General features: G+C 62.7%; 18 protein-coding genes, 1 tRNA gene, 1 rRNA gene and 1 pseudogene. 13 read left to right on the top strand and 8 right to left on the bottom strand.

Annotated features, from left to right (window positions below):
• The first annotated feature begins 184 nt into the window (after positions 1 to 184).
• From ABH15_RS04875 to ABH15_RS04855, 5 genes are all read left to right on the top strand, one after another.
• Positions 185 to 1,099, top strand: a complete 915-nt coding sequence (locus ABH15_RS04875; RefSeq protein ID WP_164913638.1) for a fasciclin domain-containing protein — start codon at positions 185 to 187, stop codon at positions 1,097 to 1,099.
• Positions 1,100 to 1,203: 104 nt separating this feature from the next.
• Positions 1,204 to 1,575: a Mov34/MPN/PAD-1 family protein gene (locus ABH15_RS04870; RefSeq protein WP_128693267.1), complete on the top strand. Its 372-nt coding sequence runs from the start codon at positions 1,204 to 1,206 to the stop codon at positions 1,573 to 1,575.
• A complete protein-coding gene (locus ABH15_RS04865) occupies positions 1,572 to 2,000 on the top strand; it encodes an adenylyltransferase/cytidyltransferase family protein (RefSeq protein ID WP_128693266.1) in 429 nt (142 codons plus the stop codon). Before ABH15_RS04870 ends, ABH15_RS04865 begins: the two co-directional genes overlap by 4 nt.
• Before the next feature lie 25 nt (positions 2,001 to 2,025).
• Complete coding sequence (locus tag ABH15_RS04860; RefSeq protein WP_128693265.1) at positions 2,026 to 2,715, top strand: small multi-drug export protein; 690 nt, start codon at positions 2,026 to 2,028, stop codon at positions 2,713 to 2,715.
• 56 nt (positions 2,716 to 2,771) lie between these two features.
• On the top strand, positions 2,772 to 3,227 hold the full coding sequence (locus ABH15_RS04855) for a ribonuclease III domain-containing protein (RefSeq protein WP_128693264.1): 456 nt from the start codon (positions 2,772 to 2,774) through the stop codon (positions 3,225 to 3,227).
• Here the strand turns inward: ABH15_RS04855 and ABH15_RS04850 are convergent.
• The gene (locus ABH15_RS04850) at positions 3,224 to 3,904 is read right to left on the bottom strand and encodes a M48 family metallopeptidase (RefSeq protein WP_241648018.1); all 681 of its coding nucleotides are present in this window, start codon (positions 3,902 to 3,904) and stop codon (positions 3,224 to 3,226) included. The genes ABH15_RS04855 and ABH15_RS04850 overlap by 4 nt on opposite strands.
• Positions 3,905 to 4,060: 156 nt before the next feature.
• Between ABH15_RS04850 and ABH15_RS04845 the strand changes: the two genes are divergently transcribed.
• Positions 4,061 to 4,639: a MerR family transcriptional regulator gene (locus ABH15_RS04845; RefSeq protein ID WP_128693262.1), complete on the top strand. Its 579-nt coding sequence runs from the start codon at positions 4,061 to 4,063 to the stop codon at positions 4,637 to 4,639.
• Between the two features lie 31 nt (positions 4,640 to 4,670).
• Here ABH15_RS04845 and ABH15_RS13860 read toward each other — a convergent pair whose 3' ends face one another.
• On the bottom strand, positions 4,671 to 4,841 hold the full coding sequence (locus tag ABH15_RS13860; RefSeq protein ID WP_206633421.1) for a hypothetical protein: 171 nt from the start codon (positions 4,839 to 4,841) through the stop codon (positions 4,671 to 4,673).
• 123 nt (positions 4,842 to 4,964) lie between these two features.
• A complete protein-coding gene (locus ABH15_RS04840; protein WP_128693261.1) occupies positions 4,965 to 6,260 on the bottom strand; it encodes a hypothetical protein in 1,296 nt (431 codons plus the stop codon).
• A 194-nt stretch (positions 6,261 to 6,454) separates the two neighbouring features.
• Between ABH15_RS04840 and ABH15_RS04835 the strand changes: the two genes are divergently transcribed.
• The 6 genes and pseudogenes from ABH15_RS04835 (at position 6,455) to ABH15_RS04810 (ending at position 10,698) form a co-directional block, all read left to right on the top strand.
• Complete coding sequence (locus tag ABH15_RS04835) at positions 6,455 to 6,709, top strand: hypothetical protein (protein ID WP_128693260.1); 255 nt, start codon at positions 6,455 to 6,457, stop codon at positions 6,707 to 6,709.
• Between the two features lie 95 nt (positions 6,710 to 6,804).
• Entirely contained in the window at positions 6,805 to 7,833 is a 1,029-nt protein-coding gene (locus tag ABH15_RS04830; protein WP_128693259.1) for a M28 family metallopeptidase, read from the top strand.
• Positions 7,830 to 8,828 (top strand): M28 family metallopeptidase, encoded by a 999-nt coding sequence (locus ABH15_RS04825; protein ID WP_128693258.1) that lies wholly within the window; start codon positions 7,830 to 7,832, stop codon positions 8,826 to 8,828. The genes ABH15_RS04830 and ABH15_RS04825 overlap by 4 nt, the downstream gene beginning before the upstream one ends.
• A gap of 4 nt (positions 8,829 to 8,832) precedes the next feature.
• Positions 8,833 to 9,696, top strand: a pseudogene (locus ABH15_RS04820) (SDR family NAD(P)-dependent oxidoreductase).
• A gap of 156 nt (positions 9,697 to 9,852) precedes the next feature.
• Entirely contained in the window at positions 9,853 to 10,161 is a 309-nt protein-coding gene (locus tag ABH15_RS04815) for a hypothetical protein (RefSeq protein ID WP_128693257.1), read from the top strand.
• Positions 10,162 to 10,245: 84 nt separating this feature from the next.
• Positions 10,246 to 10,698 (top strand): GNAT family N-acetyltransferase, encoded by a 453-nt coding sequence (locus ABH15_RS04810; RefSeq protein ID WP_128693256.1) that lies wholly within the window; start codon positions 10,246 to 10,248, stop codon positions 10,696 to 10,698.
• A 7-nt stretch (positions 10,699 to 10,705) separates the two neighbouring features.
• Here ABH15_RS04810 and ABH15_RS04805 read toward each other — a convergent pair whose 3' ends face one another.
• From ABH15_RS04805 to ABH15_RS04795, 3 genes are all read right to left on the bottom strand, one after another.
• Positions 10,706 to 11,845, bottom strand: coding sequence for a TIGR04083 family peptide-modifying radical SAM enzyme (locus ABH15_RS04805; protein WP_128693255.1), 1,140 nt, complete (start codon positions 11,843 to 11,845; stop codon positions 10,706 to 10,708).
• Positions 11,846 to 11,923: 78 nt separating this feature from the next.
• The gene (locus ABH15_RS04800) at positions 11,924 to 12,901 is read right to left on the bottom strand and encodes a cache domain-containing protein (protein WP_128693254.1); all 978 of its coding nucleotides are present in this window, start codon (positions 12,899 to 12,901) and stop codon (positions 11,924 to 11,926) included.
• Between the two features lie 85 nt (positions 12,902 to 12,986).
• Positions 12,987 to 14,453: an RNB domain-containing ribonuclease gene (locus ABH15_RS04795; protein ID WP_128693253.1), complete on the bottom strand. Its 1,467-nt coding sequence runs from the start codon at positions 14,451 to 14,453 to the stop codon at positions 12,987 to 12,989.
• A 140-nt stretch (positions 14,454 to 14,593) separates the two neighbouring features.
• On the opposite strand from ABH15_RS04795, the gene ABH15_RS04790 reads away from it, so the two are divergent.
• On the top strand, positions 14,594 to 15,283 hold the full coding sequence (locus tag ABH15_RS04790; RefSeq protein ID WP_128693252.1) for a lactate utilization protein: 690 nt from the start codon (positions 14,594 to 14,596) through the stop codon (positions 15,281 to 15,283).
• 130 nt (positions 15,284 to 15,413) lie between these two features.
• On the opposite strand, the gene rrf is transcribed toward ABH15_RS04790, so the two are convergent.
• Positions 15,414 to 15,535: ribosomal RNA gene (gene rrf, locus ABH15_RS04785) — 5S ribosomal RNA — on the bottom strand.
• Positions 15,536 to 15,540: 5 nt separating this feature from the next.
• Positions 15,541 to 15,612: transfer RNA gene (locus ABH15_RS04780), tRNA-Cys, on the bottom strand.
• Positions 15,613 to 15,707 lie beyond the last annotated feature (95 nt).

The following is a 15,707-nucleotide window of genomic DNA, read 5'->3' as shown; positions in this document are numbered from 1 at the left end:
CTTCGCCATCCCGGGGAGCAGCCTCTCCGCAGGGGTCGCTCACAAAATATACCAACAGTTTTATAATAAATCAGAGATTGTTGGCGCCACGGCAACGCTCACCAGCGGATACAGCGTACGGTCGGGTTCGTCCCCGCCAGCACCGGTTGCCGGCCTATCCCACCAGAGAGGAGATGAATTACCCATGAAACTGAAAAGATTGCCAGCAGGGCTTCTCTGCGTTCTGCTCGCGTGCCTCTGCATCTGCACCGTCTCCGGCCAGATGCAGGCTCCCGTGGCCGTCGAACTTCGGAACAGCACGTATCAGCCGCCGACGGTGACCGTCGAACCCGGCACGACGGTGCTCTGGACGAACTACGACACCTTGAGCCACTCCGTCACCAGCATGACCGGAATCTTCGACTCGGGAGAGCTTGAGACGGGGGAGTCGTTTAACTACACCTTCACCGAACCGGGCACGTACACCTACGGCTGCAGGATCAACCAGTCCCTCGAGAGCACCCGCATGCCGGGCCGCGTCGTCGTCTCGGCCGGTGTTGCCGGCAATATGACCGGAACCGAGGCCGATACCGTTGTCCAGACGATCGAAGCGGATCAGAACCTGACCGTCCTTTCGCAGGCGCTGAACGCAACGAACCTGACCGCGAACCTCACCGCCGGAGGGCCGTTCACGGTCTTTGCTCCGACCGACACCGCCTTCGCCGCGCTCGGTAACGAGACAGTGGAGGCGCTCCTGAACGATACCGCGAATGCGACGCCGATCCTGCAGTACCACGTCGTTCCGGGGCTCTACACAGGCCAGCAGCTCATGAACATGACTGCAGGTGGAAACACAACGCTCCCGACGCTCCTTGGCGAGAACGTCACGATCACCCGCGAAGGCGGGGAGCTCCTGATCGGCAACGCCACGATCAACGCTACGGACATCAACGCCGATAACGGGATCGTCCATACCATCGATGCGGTGCTGATGCCGCCGGCGAACGTGACACCGGCACAGGAGCCCGCAGTGAACGCAACACCGGCCGCGGCCGTCACCGAAGAAACCATCGCGGTGACGGTGACGGAGGAGCCCACCGAGCCGCAGGGCCGGTACTGACGGGTCTAAAAGACCCGTTTCTCTTTTACGGCGGGCAGCGGATCGCCCGGTGCCGTTGCCGGACACGAGAACTTATCTTCCTCCTTTTCCAAGTACTCTTCAGAATGAAAGTGCACGGGATCAGCGCCGGGCTCCTCGCCATGCTCCTGCAGCTCGGAAGAGAGCACCACCCCGCCGAGTTCGTCGCGATCTTGCGGGAACGGGACGGCATTATCGACGACCTCGACCTGGTGCCGGGGACGATCACGGGATCGTCGAGCGCCTCCTTCTTCATCGATATGCTCCCGCTCGACACCCACCAGGTCGGGAGCGCTCACAGCCACCCGAACGGAGTCATCTGGCCTTCGGACGCCGATCTCAATCTCTTCCCAAAGGTCGGCAGATACCATATCATCACCGGATTCCCCTATACGGAGGACGACTGGCGATGCTTCTCGGCAGGCGGCGACCCGGTGGATCTGAAGGTGATCGGATGAAACGGGTCGTCGCCACCGGCACCTTCGATATCCTCCACCCGGGACACCTCTACTACCTCGAGGAGTCGCGCAAACTCGGCGACGAACTGCACGTGATCGTCGCACGCGACGGCAACGTCAGGCACAAACCAAAACCGATCGTCCCGGAGGAGCAGCGCCTGCAGATGATCGCCGCGTTAAAACCCGTCGATCACGCCCGGCTCGGTGATCCGCACGATATGTTCCTCCCGATCGAGGAGATCGATCCCGCGATCATCACCCTCGGTTTCAACCAGCACTTCAGCGAAGAGAAACTCGCCGAGGCGCTCCGCGCACGGGGGCTCAATGCGGAGGTGGTACGGATCCCGGGCTACCGCAACGCCCTTGCAAGCTCCTCGCAGATCGTCGACCGTATTCTGAAGACCCGGCCGATTCCCGACCGGTAGGCTCTCTCCCAGAGACGCGGAGTCCATGCAGCAGATGGCAGGGTGGATCGAGGATGACGAGATCAGGGATCATCCCCGCTCGCTCGCCCTGCGGCTCGGGATTCCCTTCGGCCTCTGCGGGATCTACATCCTGATCACCTGGCTCGCCCTCCCCCTCGAGGAGTTCCTGTACCTCTTCGGACTGATGGTCGCCTACGTCGTTCCTCCTGCGGGCAGGGAAGTGGTCATCCCCGTCGGCATCGTCCTCGGCATCCCCTGGTGGCTGATCGCCTTCACGCTCGCATTCCTGGACTTCGCCGGCGGACTCTTCATGGCGTGGAACTTCCCGCTCGCCCTGAAGATCCCCATCGTCGGACCCTGGATAGAGCGGTTCTCGGCGGCAGGCGAAGAGTACCTCAAACGCCGGCCGTGGCTCGAGCGGCTCTACTTCATCGGCCTCATCCTCTTCGTCACCCTCCCCTTCGAAGGCTCGGGGAGCATCACCGGGACGATCATCGGCCGGATGCTCGGCATGGGGAAGACCGAGGTGCTTGCCTGCATCACCATCGGCGGCGTCATCGGAAGTTTCGGCCTCGCACTCGGCGCCGAGTACCTCACCGGGCTCATCCTGCTTGACATCACCCTTGCAGCCTCCGTCGCCGTCTTCATCCTGATCGGCGTAGCCATCGCCGTCATGTACCGGAGTTACGTCCGCCGCAGGAAGGCGGAGCGATGAACCGCCGCAAAGAGCAACCGATATAGCACGAACGATACATACACGAGGTGATACCGATGGAGAAAGACCCGACAGAACTCGAGACGCTGCTCGGCTACACGTTCGCCGACAGAACGCTTCTTGAACGTGCACTGACACGCCCGGCCTACGCCCGCGAGCAGGGGCTCAGCGAGGACCGCCACCAGGAGGCGCTCGCCACGCTCGGCGATGCGGTGATCAGCGTTATCGTCATCCAGTCGATCATCGAGAAGGGACTTCACAAAAAAGGAGAGATCACCACCGAGAAGATGAAGATCGTCAGCATGCTGCCGCTGAACGAAGTCGGCCGGACGATGCACCTCGAGGAGTATATCCGGTTCGGGAAGGGAGAGGCAAAACAGGAGATCTGGCGGTACAGCGACGCGCTCACCGAGACGCTCGAGGCTGTCGTCGGGGCGGTCTTCCAGGACTCGGGGATGACCGCGGCGGCCGAACGGGTCCTCCGCTCGGTGCAGTGTATCCGCCCCTGCTAGGCCGCCTGCAGGCCGTCCCAGACCCGGTTCCGCTCGAGGAGGACCCAGTAGCGCTTCAGTTCCTCTTCGGCACGCCGGTACCCGGGGTAGTGGCGCCGGACGAGGTCCCAGTACGCCCGGGAGTGGTTGTGCTCCCGGAGGTGCGCGAGCTCGTGGACGACGATATACTCCCGGAGCGTCTCCGGGAGGGCGATCACTCTGAGATTGTAGTTTAAGTTCCCGCTCGACGAACAGCTCCCCCACTTCGTCCGCTGCATCCGCACCGTCACCCGACCTATCGCCCCTTCGGCGAGGGCGGTATGCCGGGCGGCATCCGCAGTGACCGCGCTCTTCAGCATCTCCGTAAGGTTTCTCTTCAGGCTCCGGGGAGATGAGCAGGCGATCGTTTCCTGCTCTTCGTCGATACGGAACCGCGACCCTTCGATGAGGCGGTAGTATTTTCCGTTCAGGAGCAGGCGGTCCTCGTTCCCCCGCCCCGTCTCGGCCTGTCGATCGAGATCGCGCCGCCGCTCTCCGATCCACCCGGCATACCGCATAAGAAACGGTTCAACGTCGAAAGATCGCGGGGCGACGATGCGGATCGTCCCGTCCGGCCTAACCTGCAGGCGGGCGGCCTTCACCGGTTTTCGAACGACGGTCACCTCCACCGGCACCCCGGCCGGGTCAATCCACTTCACCCTCGCACTCCTCCGTACCATACAGGAGGACGGACGGGGAGAAAACCGTCACGATCCGAGACCGGACACGAGGGCAAAAGATGCAGGTATTTAACCTCCGGGGAACGTACACTGATTATTCCCGGCCGCTCGCGGCAGAACGGGAAGAGAGGGCGCATGAAGGAAAAAGGACTGAAGGTCGACGAACTTGCACAGCTCACCGGATTGTCGATCGACGAGATCAGACGGCTCACGCGGGAGTACGACGATCTCTTCTCCTACCGGACGATCGGGAAGGTGAAAATCTTCACCGAGCGGGCCGTGAAGACGGTGCAGGAACTCCGGGAGTTCGCCGGAAAAGGGCTTCTTCCCGACGAGATCAGGGAGGAGATCCATGCCGGGAAGCGGCCGGAGACCGGCGGGACGGCAGAGCCCGAAGAGCTGCGGGAGGCCGTCGGCATCCAGCTCCCCCCTGAGATAGTCATCGATCTCCGGACGATGCAGGATGCTCTCGCGCACCAGCAGCGGCAGATTACACGCCTTACGGATCACCTGGAACGGGAGCGGGCGGCAAGAGAGACCGATAGTGCGGGACTGCTCACGGTGATCGACCGGATGGGCGACCGGCTCGACCGGCAGGAACAGAAACTCGCAGTCATCGCCGAGTGGGTGGAGTACTTCGAGGCCAGGGTCGATGCGACCGACGCGCTTGTCAGCAGGACGCTCCTCGACCGGATACGGGGAGCACTCCGGTAAGATCCCCATCCGCCACCGGCGGATCGAACACTCAAAACTCTTCCTGCTTGCAGTGCCCGCAGACCCGGGAATCCTGCCAGCCACACCCGGAACAGCGCCTGGTCTTCACGATCCGGTATTCGTTCAGCCTCTCCTGCTCAAGCTTTTCGGAGACGGTGAGCAGAAGACCGCATTCAGGACACTTTCCGGTAACTCTCCCCATAAATCTGTCAAAGAACGTAGCTAACCCCTCTGAATGGACTTCTAGCGGAGAATATAATCTCCGACTATAAGAGGCTATCGAAGACGGTAGCAGAGGCGATTTGGGGGGTGGAAAACCCACCTTTCACTCTTTGCTCCCGCTGTGCCAGTTCTCCATATGCCGGGCGTGAGTCGGGAGGTATGCCCCCGGGAGGTAGAAGCGATCGTAGAACGTGGTATCGATATGCTGCGCCTGGAGGTAGGTGAGGACGAAGATGCTCGGGACAGTACCCGGGAACTTCCCGAACCGGTCGTAGATGTACTGCGCCTGGAGTGCCACGCAGTCCAGAAACTCCTCGTCGAACTTTCGGGCAGACCCCCGGACGTGTGCGGTCATTTTGTACGGTCCCCCCGTCTCCGGATGGAACGGGCCGCCCGGTCCGAACTTCCGTTGCACGAGGGCGTCGAGAGCAGACCGCATGTCCCGGTAATGAGGCGGGGTGTACCCTTCAAAGATGCCGGGTAGACCCGTCGGGTTCGGAAGCGACCAGCGTTCGTCGGTGTCGTACCGGAACCCAAGCCCCGGCACCGCCGGGTTGCCGCTGGCGCCGAGGATGCTATATGGATCGATCCCGTCGTACATCCAGCCGCCAAGGCCGGTCGCCTGCAGCATGAGCATCCCGGCGTAGCAGGCGGTCGAGAGTTCCGCGGTCAGTTCGGCAAGGGAAGTTTGCTCGAGGAACGTCAGCGGGAGCGGGTTATCCACGTCGCAGAGGTGCCTGTACTGCTCCATGCCGCCTATTTGCTCCCCGTTTCGGTCATCGTAGATGCACTGGCCGTTCTGGAGGTAGTAGCAGAGGGCGGCGAGCGTGTGCTGGGCAAGGTCGCCGACAGGGATGATCAGGGTGCTCCCCGGGTGGTTGGCGACCCACGTGTTATGCCCTTCCACGTACGGCACCTCCGCCGGGAGTTTGAGCCGTCCGTCGGCTATCTTCGTAATCCGGGAACGGTGTGCTGCAAGGAGTTCTTCGGGCTCGATCCGGCCGTCGCCGGAGGTTCCGGCGAGTGCAGGCGCGTCGCGGGTTTCAAGGAAGTACACGCCGTCGTCGTCGGTGTAGAAGATCTCGCTCGTATGAAAACCCGCCGCCGACGGGAAGGTCCTGCCACCCGCCGAACAGGCATAGTTTGCGAGGTGCGGGGCGTACCGGGCGTTCCGCATGATGAGGTTCTGCCACCCGCTGTTGCCTGCCGCCGCCGTCAGCACCAGCATCTGTTCGAGCGGAGAGAGCGGCATCGCCTCGTGCCCCGACGAGTAGCGGAAGTACCCGTCGGGGATCGCCCCGCCCCGTGGAAAACGCCGTGCCCGCCGGCCGAAGAGCGCCTGCACCAGCGGGAACGAGAGTGCATCGTCAAAGCCGGGGGGATAATTCTGATCGTCCATCTCTGTCACCTACCCATGCGGGTCACCCGGGGTTCATGCGCTCAAGGGCAATTGAGGTTTCGCCCCCCGGTGTCGGACCGACACCATCCCGGGAGCCCCAATAGACATTCCATGAGTTATATATTAACAAATAGATTCAAACGGCAAGGCATAAGTACGAAGGATGCCCTCTGCACGTCCGGTGGTTCCACCGTATGCAGTCGCAAAAAATTGCCATCGTGGCTGCCATTCTGATCCAGGGGCTGGCCGTCGCCGGTCTCCTGGTCGGTGTGGCTGCAGGAGCGCACGGAGTATCCGCAGGTGCGGACGCCCCGTGGTCGACAATCAGGCATCCGGGAGAGTCACCCGAGGTCTCGGCATCGTTCTACCCGATACTCGGCGACGATGTGGGTCAGTCCGCGACCGGGATGGGGATACATTCCTCCCGGCTTTTCCGCGAGTACCTCTGAAAGACATCACCCAACTCCTCTTTTCCGGAACCTCCTGGCCGGACAAAACACTAAATACCAGCACCCCAGCTACAGCAGTTCGTGCGTGATGCTCAATGGTAGATCGAAAAAACCCGGATTACGACCTGAAAAAACGCAGCGCCCACGTTCCGGGGAGAACCTGGCTCAGCCTCCTTTCAGGGCTGATCGTCGTCTGCAGTATCTCGTCGCTGATAATCGCAGCCTCCTGCAACCCTATTCTGCAGGAACCTGATCCGGAGGCCATCTTCGCCGAGAGCGGCATTGAGTTCGATCCCGACATCGCCGGGATGCTCGAGGCCGTCAAAGAATCGGAGCTCGAAACAACGGTCGCCGACCTCCAGTCCTTCGAAACCCGGGTGGTCGGGACGGACGGCAACCAGGAAGCGGCGGCGTACCTCTACGACCGGCTGAGTGACATCCCGGGGCTCGACGTCTCCTACCAGGGGGGCGATCTCCGGAACGTCGTCGCGACTCTCCCCGGAACCGATCCGGCATCCGATAGCGTGGTCGTCGTCGGCGCCCACTACGACAGCACCTCTTCCGACCCGGGAGATGCCCCGGGCGCGACCGATAACGGGGCGGGGGTCGCCATCGTCCTCGAACTGGCGCGGATCATGAGCCAGTACCGGTTCGACGAAACCGTCGTGTTCGCGTTCTGGAACGCCGAGGAGACCGACCGGGGCGGGAGCAGGGCGTATGCCGACCGTGCAGCGGAGGAGAACGTTTCGATCCCGCTCTACCTGAACTTCGACTCCGCGGGCTACGACCCGGAAGGGCGGTTTATACTCGACATCATGCACGACGAACGCGGTGCGCCTGTTGCAGACCGTATGATCCTGCATAACGCCCTGTACGGGATCAACCTGACCCTGACGGAGAATGTCTATACCTGCACCTCGGATCACCTCCCCTTCCGCGACCGGGGATACGTCGCCGTGATGACGCACCAGGACGGGCACGGGCCTGCCCACACTCCGGAGGATACCGCCGATCAGGTCTCGCTGCCGTACGCGAAGAGGAACGCACAGCTCGGCCTGTCGGTGCTGGCGGAAGTCGCCGGAGTGCAGGATAACGTGACCGCAGCATCGGGTGAGCGTCGATGAACGGAGCGCTCCGCACAGTCCTTCTGATCGCTCTCGCTTCGGTGCTGGCCGCCTCCGCGGCGGGCAGTGCACCGGAGCAGACGCCTGCCGACCTGCCGGAGTACAATCCGGCCATCGCCGGACTCCTTGCAGAGGTCAACGAGTCCGAACTCTTCATCACGGTCGCCGACCTCCAGTCCTTCGAGACCCGGGTGGTCGGGACGGACGGCAACCGGGAAGCGGCGGCGTACCTCTACGACCGGCTGAGCGACACCGCGGGGCTCGACGTCTCCTACCAGGGGGGCGACCTTGCGAACGTCGTCGCGACCCTCCCCGGGACCGATCCGGCATCCGATAGCGTGGTCGTCATCGGCGCCCACTACGACAGCATCTCGTCCGACCCGGAGCATGCCCCGGGCGCGACCGATAACGGGGTTGGGGTCGCGGTCGTCCTCGAACTGGCACGAATCATGAGCCAGTACCGGTTCGACGAGACCGTCGAGTTCGCCTTCTGGAACGCCGAAGAGGTCGGCCTCAACGGGAGCAGGAGCTACACCCGCCATGCGGCTGAAGGGAACGTTTCGATCCCGCTCTACCTGAACTATGACGCTGCGGGCTACGACCCGGAGAACCGCTCACAGCTGAACATCCTGTACAACGCAGAGGCAGAAGACCTGGTGGATCTGGTAGTCCACGACCTTGCCCTCTACAATATCAGCCTCACGCCGATCCGCGACCCGAGCACCTACAGGTCGGATCACATCTCGTTCTGGGAACAGGGCTATCCGGCTCTCATGACCCATGCACCGTGGCCGCACGGGCCGGTGCATACCCCGGCGGATACCGTTGATGCGGTCTCCTTCCCCTACGCAGCAAAGAACGCGAGACTCGGCCTTGCGGTGCTGGCGGAGGTCGCCGGCCTGAACGGAGCCCCCGGGAAAGCCTTCTCGTGGGAGGGCGTCTTCCCGATTTTCGGGAGAACGCCACCGGCCATCTTCGGGCACCGCCAGGTATAACGGCATGGACATGCCACCCGGTGGCCGCATGACCGAAGCTACCATCCTCGTCACGGGGTCGACAGACGGGATCGGCAGGGCGACCGCAGACGCTCTCGCCGGGCGGGGCTACCGGGTTCTCGTTCACGGCCGAAACGCGGCGAAAGGGCGCCGCGTCCTCGAGGAGATCCGGGACCGGGCGGGCTCGGAGCGGCTCGACCTCTTCATCGCCGATCTTGCCGACCAGGAACAGGTCAGGGGGCTTGCCGCCGCCGTCGCCGACCGGTACGACCGGCTCGACGTGCTGATCAACAACGCCGGGGTCTTTCAGCCCGAACGGGAGACGGCACCCGGCGGGATAGAGATGACCTTCGCCGTCAACTTCCTCGCAGAGTTCCTGCTCGCTCACGAACTGCTGCCGCTTCTCGAAGCAGGTGCTCCGGCACGGATCGTCAACGTCGCGTCCATCGCTCACCGGAGCGTGCATAGCGTCCGCTGGGAGAACCTCCCGGAAGTGCACGACTACGATCCCTAAACCGCCTATGCCGTCTCGAAACTCGGTGTCGTCGCGTTCACCCTGCAGCTCGCCCCGATCCTCGCAGGGACGGGCGTCACGGTAAACTGCCTCCATCCGGGGGTGATCGATACCAAACTCCTGCGGGCGTACACCGGCGATGGCGGCGGTGGTGCCCCGCCCGGACAGGGGGCGGCAGTCGAGGTCTACGTCGCCACATCTCCCGACACCGCCGGCGCCAACGGAGCATACTTCGAGAAGAAGGAGCGGACGCGGCCGTCACCGCTCGCGCTCGACCCCGTGGTGCAGGAGCGGTTCCGGGATATCGCAACGGAGCTAACCGGGATCGAGGGGTGGCAGCCCGGGCAGGGATAGTATTTATACGTGGAGTAGCCCAGAAAGCCCCCTCTGACGGGGGCAGCCGGAGGGTCGGAGGAGACCGAACCCCGTACCCATCTCCGGAATACTCGTCGGAGCGATCTCCGAAGAGAGCGCGGCACCGTGACCGGACAGAGTATGGAGGCAATTCATATGGCGAACGTACAGGAACAGATGAAGGAAGGAGAGATGGGACCCGTTTCGTTCTCCTGCTACCGGGTCAACCCGGGGGAGAGGGGGATTCCCGAAGAGGATATGAACACCTACAGCGTCGTGGTGCTGCTGCCCGACGGCAAATTCGTACACCAGATCGTCTGGGCGAGGCACCCGGAGGATGTCGCGGATTCGATCCGGGTGCCGGAGGGGACGCGGGTGATCATGACGCGGATGGCAGACCTCTTCGTCTGGGACAGCGGTCAGGTCGGGGTTGAACGGGAGCAGGAGGCGGCAGCGGCACCCTGATCGGATCGGGGAGCGCCCGGAAAGACCGATCCGTCCACCTTTTTTTCTCCCGGCGCCCACCCAAAAGGCAGGACGGGTTCCCGGATGATAGAGATACGTATTGAAAGGCTTAACGAGCGGAATTTTGACGAGTTCACCGCTCTCGTAGAAGCGCTTGCGGAGTACGAGCACCTTGCGCCGCCCGACGATGCCGCCCGGGAACGGCTTTTGGCCGACGCCCTTGGCGAGCATCCGCGGTACGAGGCTTTTATCGCACGGACGGACGGCAGAGCGGTCGGCTACGCCACCATTCTCTTCACCTACTCAACCTTCCTCGCCCGCCCGACCCTGTATCTCGAAGATATCTTCGTCCTCGAAGCGTACCGCGGAAAGGGCATCGGAAAAGCGCTCTTCGACCTCTGCCGCAGTCTCGCGGAGGAGCGCGGGTGCGGTCGGATCGAATGGATGGTGCTGACCTGGAACGATCCGGCGATCCGATTTTATGAAAAGTGCGGCGGGGAGAGGCTCGACTGGTACACCTACCGGCTCACAGTCTGAAGCGGCCTTACTGCATCACGATCTTTCGCATCAACGCCATGATCCCGGGCGGTGCATCCTTGAAACCGCCCATACCCATCATGGGCTGGAGCATCTCGGCGTTCAGCCGTTCGCCGATCTCGTCGAAGATCCGCTTATACGCGACGCAGTGGGGATCGACGCCCGCAACCTCCCCTCCCGTGGGAGCGATGGCGTTGTAGGGGCAGCCGCCCCGGCAGTATTTGATATGGGCGCAGTCCCTGCATGCCTGGTCGACATACTCCTTGAACCGGTGCATCTGCTTCCAGGCATCGGACGCGGCGAGGTCGTCGACGCCGGGTCGGTCGCGGACGTTGCCCATCACGTACTCCGGCATGCCGACGAAGCGGTAGCAGGGGTAGATGCTCCCGTCCGGCCCGACCGCAAACGTGCTCCCCATGCAGTCCGCAAACGTGCAGACCGTGCCTCTCCGGGTGAAGACGCACCGGCAGAGGTCGTTGATGTTCATGATCTCCACATCGTCGATATGCTCGAGAGCCTTATCGAGGAGGTAGACGAGCAGTTCGCCGTACTTCTCCGGAGGAAGAGCCCATTTTTCAGGGTTGGTATCGCGAAGCGACGGGAGCGCGGGGTGCAGTTTCAGGGTAAACCCGTTCTCACGGAAGAACTCGAAGATGTCGCCCTTGAACGCCACGGAGTAGGAGGTGAAGGTGCAGATGAACCGCACCGAGAGGCCGTGCGCCTTCGCAATCTCGTAGCCCCGCATGGTCTTCTCATAGTACCCGCTCCCCCGCTGCAGGTCGTTTAGGTCCTGCGGGCCGTCGATGCTGGAGCCGATGGGGATATGATATGCAGCCAGGATCTCCGCAATCTCCGGGGTCATCCGCCAGAGGTTGGTCTGCATGGCAAAATCGGGCGTCAGGTGCCCAAGCTCCCCCGCGAGGAGCGGCAGCGCCTGCCGGTAGAATTCCGGACCGGCGAGAAGAGGCTCGCCGCCGTGGAAAGTGAAGGTCACCCGGTCGTCCCGGAAGTCTTTGAGCCATGCGACGACGTCTTTGACGGTATCGATGCTCATGATGGGAGAACCTTCTTCGGAGCTCCAGCAGTAGCTGCACTTCGACGGACAGCCCAGCGTCGGAACGAGCATTACGTGAAAGGCGTTCTTCATAAACTACTGAATTTTCCCTTCCCGAACCATTAATAGTTTTCTTATATGCCCCGGAAAGGGTGCCGGAAAAAGAGGGGGTTACCGGACGGTCGGGAGCGATGCATCCGTCCCGGTTATCTCGCTTAGGTAGACGCCCGATCCGACCCACCAGGTCTCGTCTACGGGGAGGACGTAGCCGATCTTCAGTTCTTCGCGGTTCTCTTGTGCGGGGTTCGGCCAGACGAAGACGATAAAGCCGCCGCCGTCCCTGGCGGTCTCGGTGAGCGAGCGGATATTCTCCATCCCGAAGGGTCCGCGCCGCTCGATCAGCGAGGAACCGATCTTCTCCTGCAGGTAGGGGTGCGCGAGGAGCGTGCCGTTGTAGTCGTAGGCGTAGATGTAGTGCCCTTCCGCATCGACGAAAGCACCTGAACGGTTCGATATCTCGGCAAATGCGGTTTCAGATCCTTTCTCGCGCCCATATTCCGCACCACGCTCGACCAGATCGATCATCGCCGATACTGCCTCCGGATACCGGCCGGGGTTGTTCGATGCCATATCCGTGAAGTACATCCCCGAGCCGATCCACCAGGTCTCGCCGACCGGGGCGACATAGCCGATCTTTGGTACGTAGGTATCCGGTGCCTTCTCGTCTATCGTTCCGCCCTCCGGTGCCGGATACAGGTAGGCGACGAAACCGCCGCCGTTCGAGGCGGTATACGCACCGATCCGGATGACCGGCAGGCCGCGGACGTCGATCCAGTTCATCCGGTCCGTCCCGACCAGGCCTTCCTCATACGGGTGTGCAAGGAGCGTGCCATTGAAGTCATAGGCGTAGAGATAGATGTCCCCGTGCGTGAACTGCCCATCCTCTTTCGAGAACTCGGCGAGAGCCGCCTCTTCTCCGGTCGAAGCCGCGTATGCCGAAGCGTTCCGGACAAAACCGGCCAGACCATCCATCGTCATATTCTCCTGCGGTACCGCCGCCTGAACCTGCTCTGTGCCGGTACAGCCGGCCATCAGAACAGCCGAGACCACGAGGAGGCAGAGTGCGCCGTAAGAGTACCATCGCTGCATATCGTTCAGATTGGCCGGCGGATGTCAAAAATACACCGAAACGCTCGTCAGGGGAAGGAAGGAGCCGTGAGCGGGACGCCGTCCTTCATCCGGCACGCGCAAAGTCGACGAACCCGTGTACAGGGTCGGTCGCGAGCAGACGGACGCGGACTTTCTGACCTACCCGAAGGCCGGACTCGCCCTGCATGACCCGGCCTTCCGCCGGCGGGGAGAGGAGGCGGACATAGGTTCCCTTCTCCGAGGCGCCGGTGACGAACGCATCGAAGAACTCGCCGATGCTGGTCCGGAGCAGGACTGCGGCCGCAGCTTTCCGGACAAACCGCTCGACCTTCTGCGACGCCATCTCCCGATCTGTCAGCCAGGCGGCGAGCTCGTCGAGCTCCACAGGTGTGTACGGGCAGTCCTCCCCGGCGAGCGCCGACTTTACCAGCCGCTGGATAACGAGGTCGACGTACCGCCGGTTCGGGGCGGTTCCGTGCGTGTAGTCGGTGACGGCAAGCGCGAAGTGGCCGACCGGCTCGCCACCGGGCCTGAAGGCCACGTATTCGCCGGGTCCCATCAGTTTCACCACCGTCAGGGAGAGGTCGGGGAAGTGATCCGGATCGGCGACCTTCTGCCGGAGGAGGAAACGGGTGAGCGCCTGTGCGTCCGGCCTCGCCGGCAGCACCTCGCTGCGTTCCGCCGCCTCGGCGACGATTCCCTCCCAGTTCTTCGGCGTTCTGACGATCCGCTGGATCATGAGGAGATCGGCATCGCCGAGGAACGCGACGATGCTCCGGTTCGCCGCGACCATGAACTCCTCTATCAGGCAGCGCGCCAGGTTCTGCCGCTGGACGACGAGGCCCGCCACCCGGCCGTCCACCATGACCGGCTCGGGTTCGATCGTCTCGAGGGCGAGCGCTCCCTGCTCCGTCCGGCGTTTCTTCATGGCCTGCGCGGCCTCGTTCTGCAGGAGGATCTGCTCTTTGAGCCCGGAAACGGCCGTGACCGTCTCCGGAACCTGCCCTGTCCCCTCGAGCCAGTCGCCGACCTCCTCGTAGACGAGTTTTGCCCTGTTCGTGACGAAGGCGCGCGAGACGCCGCCCGGCCGGATGCTGCCGTCGGGGAGAACCGCGTACTCAACGACGATAGCGAGGTGCTCCTTCCCCGGCAGCAGGGAGGTGATGTCCTTGGAGAGGCGATCCGGCAGCATCGGGAAGGTCGTAACGCCGGTGTAGACCGAGGTTCCGTTCCGGCGGGCGTACCGGTCGGCCCTGGAACCTTGCGGGACGAAGGCGTCGACATCAGCGACGGCGACCTTTACCCGTATCTCGCCATTCGCCCCGCGCTCACATACCTCCAGCTGGTCGAGATCCATCGAGTCGTGGTTGTCGATCGACGACCAGAGGAGCGACCGGAGATCGCGGATCGCCTCCCCACTGTCCGTGAAGACGCCTGTGTGCAGCGTGTTCACTTCCCGGATGACCGACGGGGGGATTTTGGGGACAAAGCCGTACTTCTCCATCGCGGCCCAGGCGATAGCTCCGAGGTCGATAGTCTGCCGGTTGTTCATCGTTGGGGGAGAGGTTCGCTTCAGGCTATAAATATCTCTGGAAATGAGTTCTCACCGGGGCTCGCCCGGATCACATGAACACGGCGGGCGTGCAGTAATCATTATGTACGATCTCGTCCTTCCGTGGCCGGGGTGGTCAGATGCAACAGGTAACCCGGACATCGCACAGAACGCAGTACAGCGCAGGCAACCTCCTGGCGGATGCCGGTGTCGACCAGGAGCGGTGGAGCAGAATACCTGACGAGGCGACGATCGAGCGGACGGTGCGGGCAATCGAGTCGCGCAACGTCGGGGTGATCCTGGTAGAGACGGGGGAGGAGGCACTCCGGGCGCTCGTCGACCTGATACCGGGGGGGGCCGAGATCATGAACGGCTATTCGACGACCCTGCTGGAGATCGGGTATCCCCGGGCACTCGAAGAGAACCGAAAGGGCTGGCGGGACTATCATACGGTTATCACCGCCGAGGACGATGCAGAGAAGCGGCACGCCCTCCGCCGGAAAAGCGTCGCCGCCGGGTACTATCTCTCCGGCGTGCAGGCAATCGCCGAATCGGGGGAACTTGTCGGGTGCGACAGGACGGGAAGCCGGGTCGGGGCATGGCCGCACGCGGCAGCCCGTCTCATCCTTGTCACCGGCGTCAACAAGATCGTGCCGACGCTTGACGAGGCGCTCAGGCGGTGCCGGGAGTACGCCCTGCCGCTCGAGAATCAGCGGGCTCTGCGTGCCTACGGCGTTCCGAGCGAGATCGGGAAGACCGTGATCCTCGCAGACGAGACCGCGGATGACCGGGTCACCCTGATCCTGATCCGCGAGCGGCTTGGCTACTGACGAAGTAAATAGATGCAGAAGAGAGAGCGATGTTTTTTTAACGTGCGTCCGGTCTGGACGAAGAAGAAAGCCGGTCGCTGCCGAGTGTCATGGTGTGAGAAGAAGCAGTTCGTTTCAGTGTAAAGGAAGGTAATAGCAGCGTATCCAGGTTCCCGAGGACTCGCGTACCTCAGTACAACGGGTTACGTGAGTGGGCTTCACTGCTGGGTTCGGAATGGGTCCAGGTGTTTCCCCACTGCTATGGCCGCTATTACCAAAGCCAAGGCCCGGACTTGAACCGGGGTGTAGTTGATCTGCAGTCAACCGCGTAGCCGCTCCGCCACCTTGGCAAGCCGTGTGTATAGGTTGGTGCGTTCATCGGGTATAAACCCTATGTTCGCTGAACCGTTTGGTGTGCACTCTGGATTTCGTCTGAGTTCGGCGG

The sequence above is a fragment of the Methanoculleus taiwanensis genome (genome assembly GCF_004102725.1).
GTDB classification, from domain to species: domain Archaea; phylum Halobacteriota; class Methanomicrobia; order Methanomicrobiales; family Methanoculleaceae; genus Methanoculleus_A; species Methanoculleus_A taiwanensis.
The sequence above is the reverse complement of the archived record's forward strand: the minus strand, read 5'-3'. Positions and strand labels throughout refer to the sequence as shown.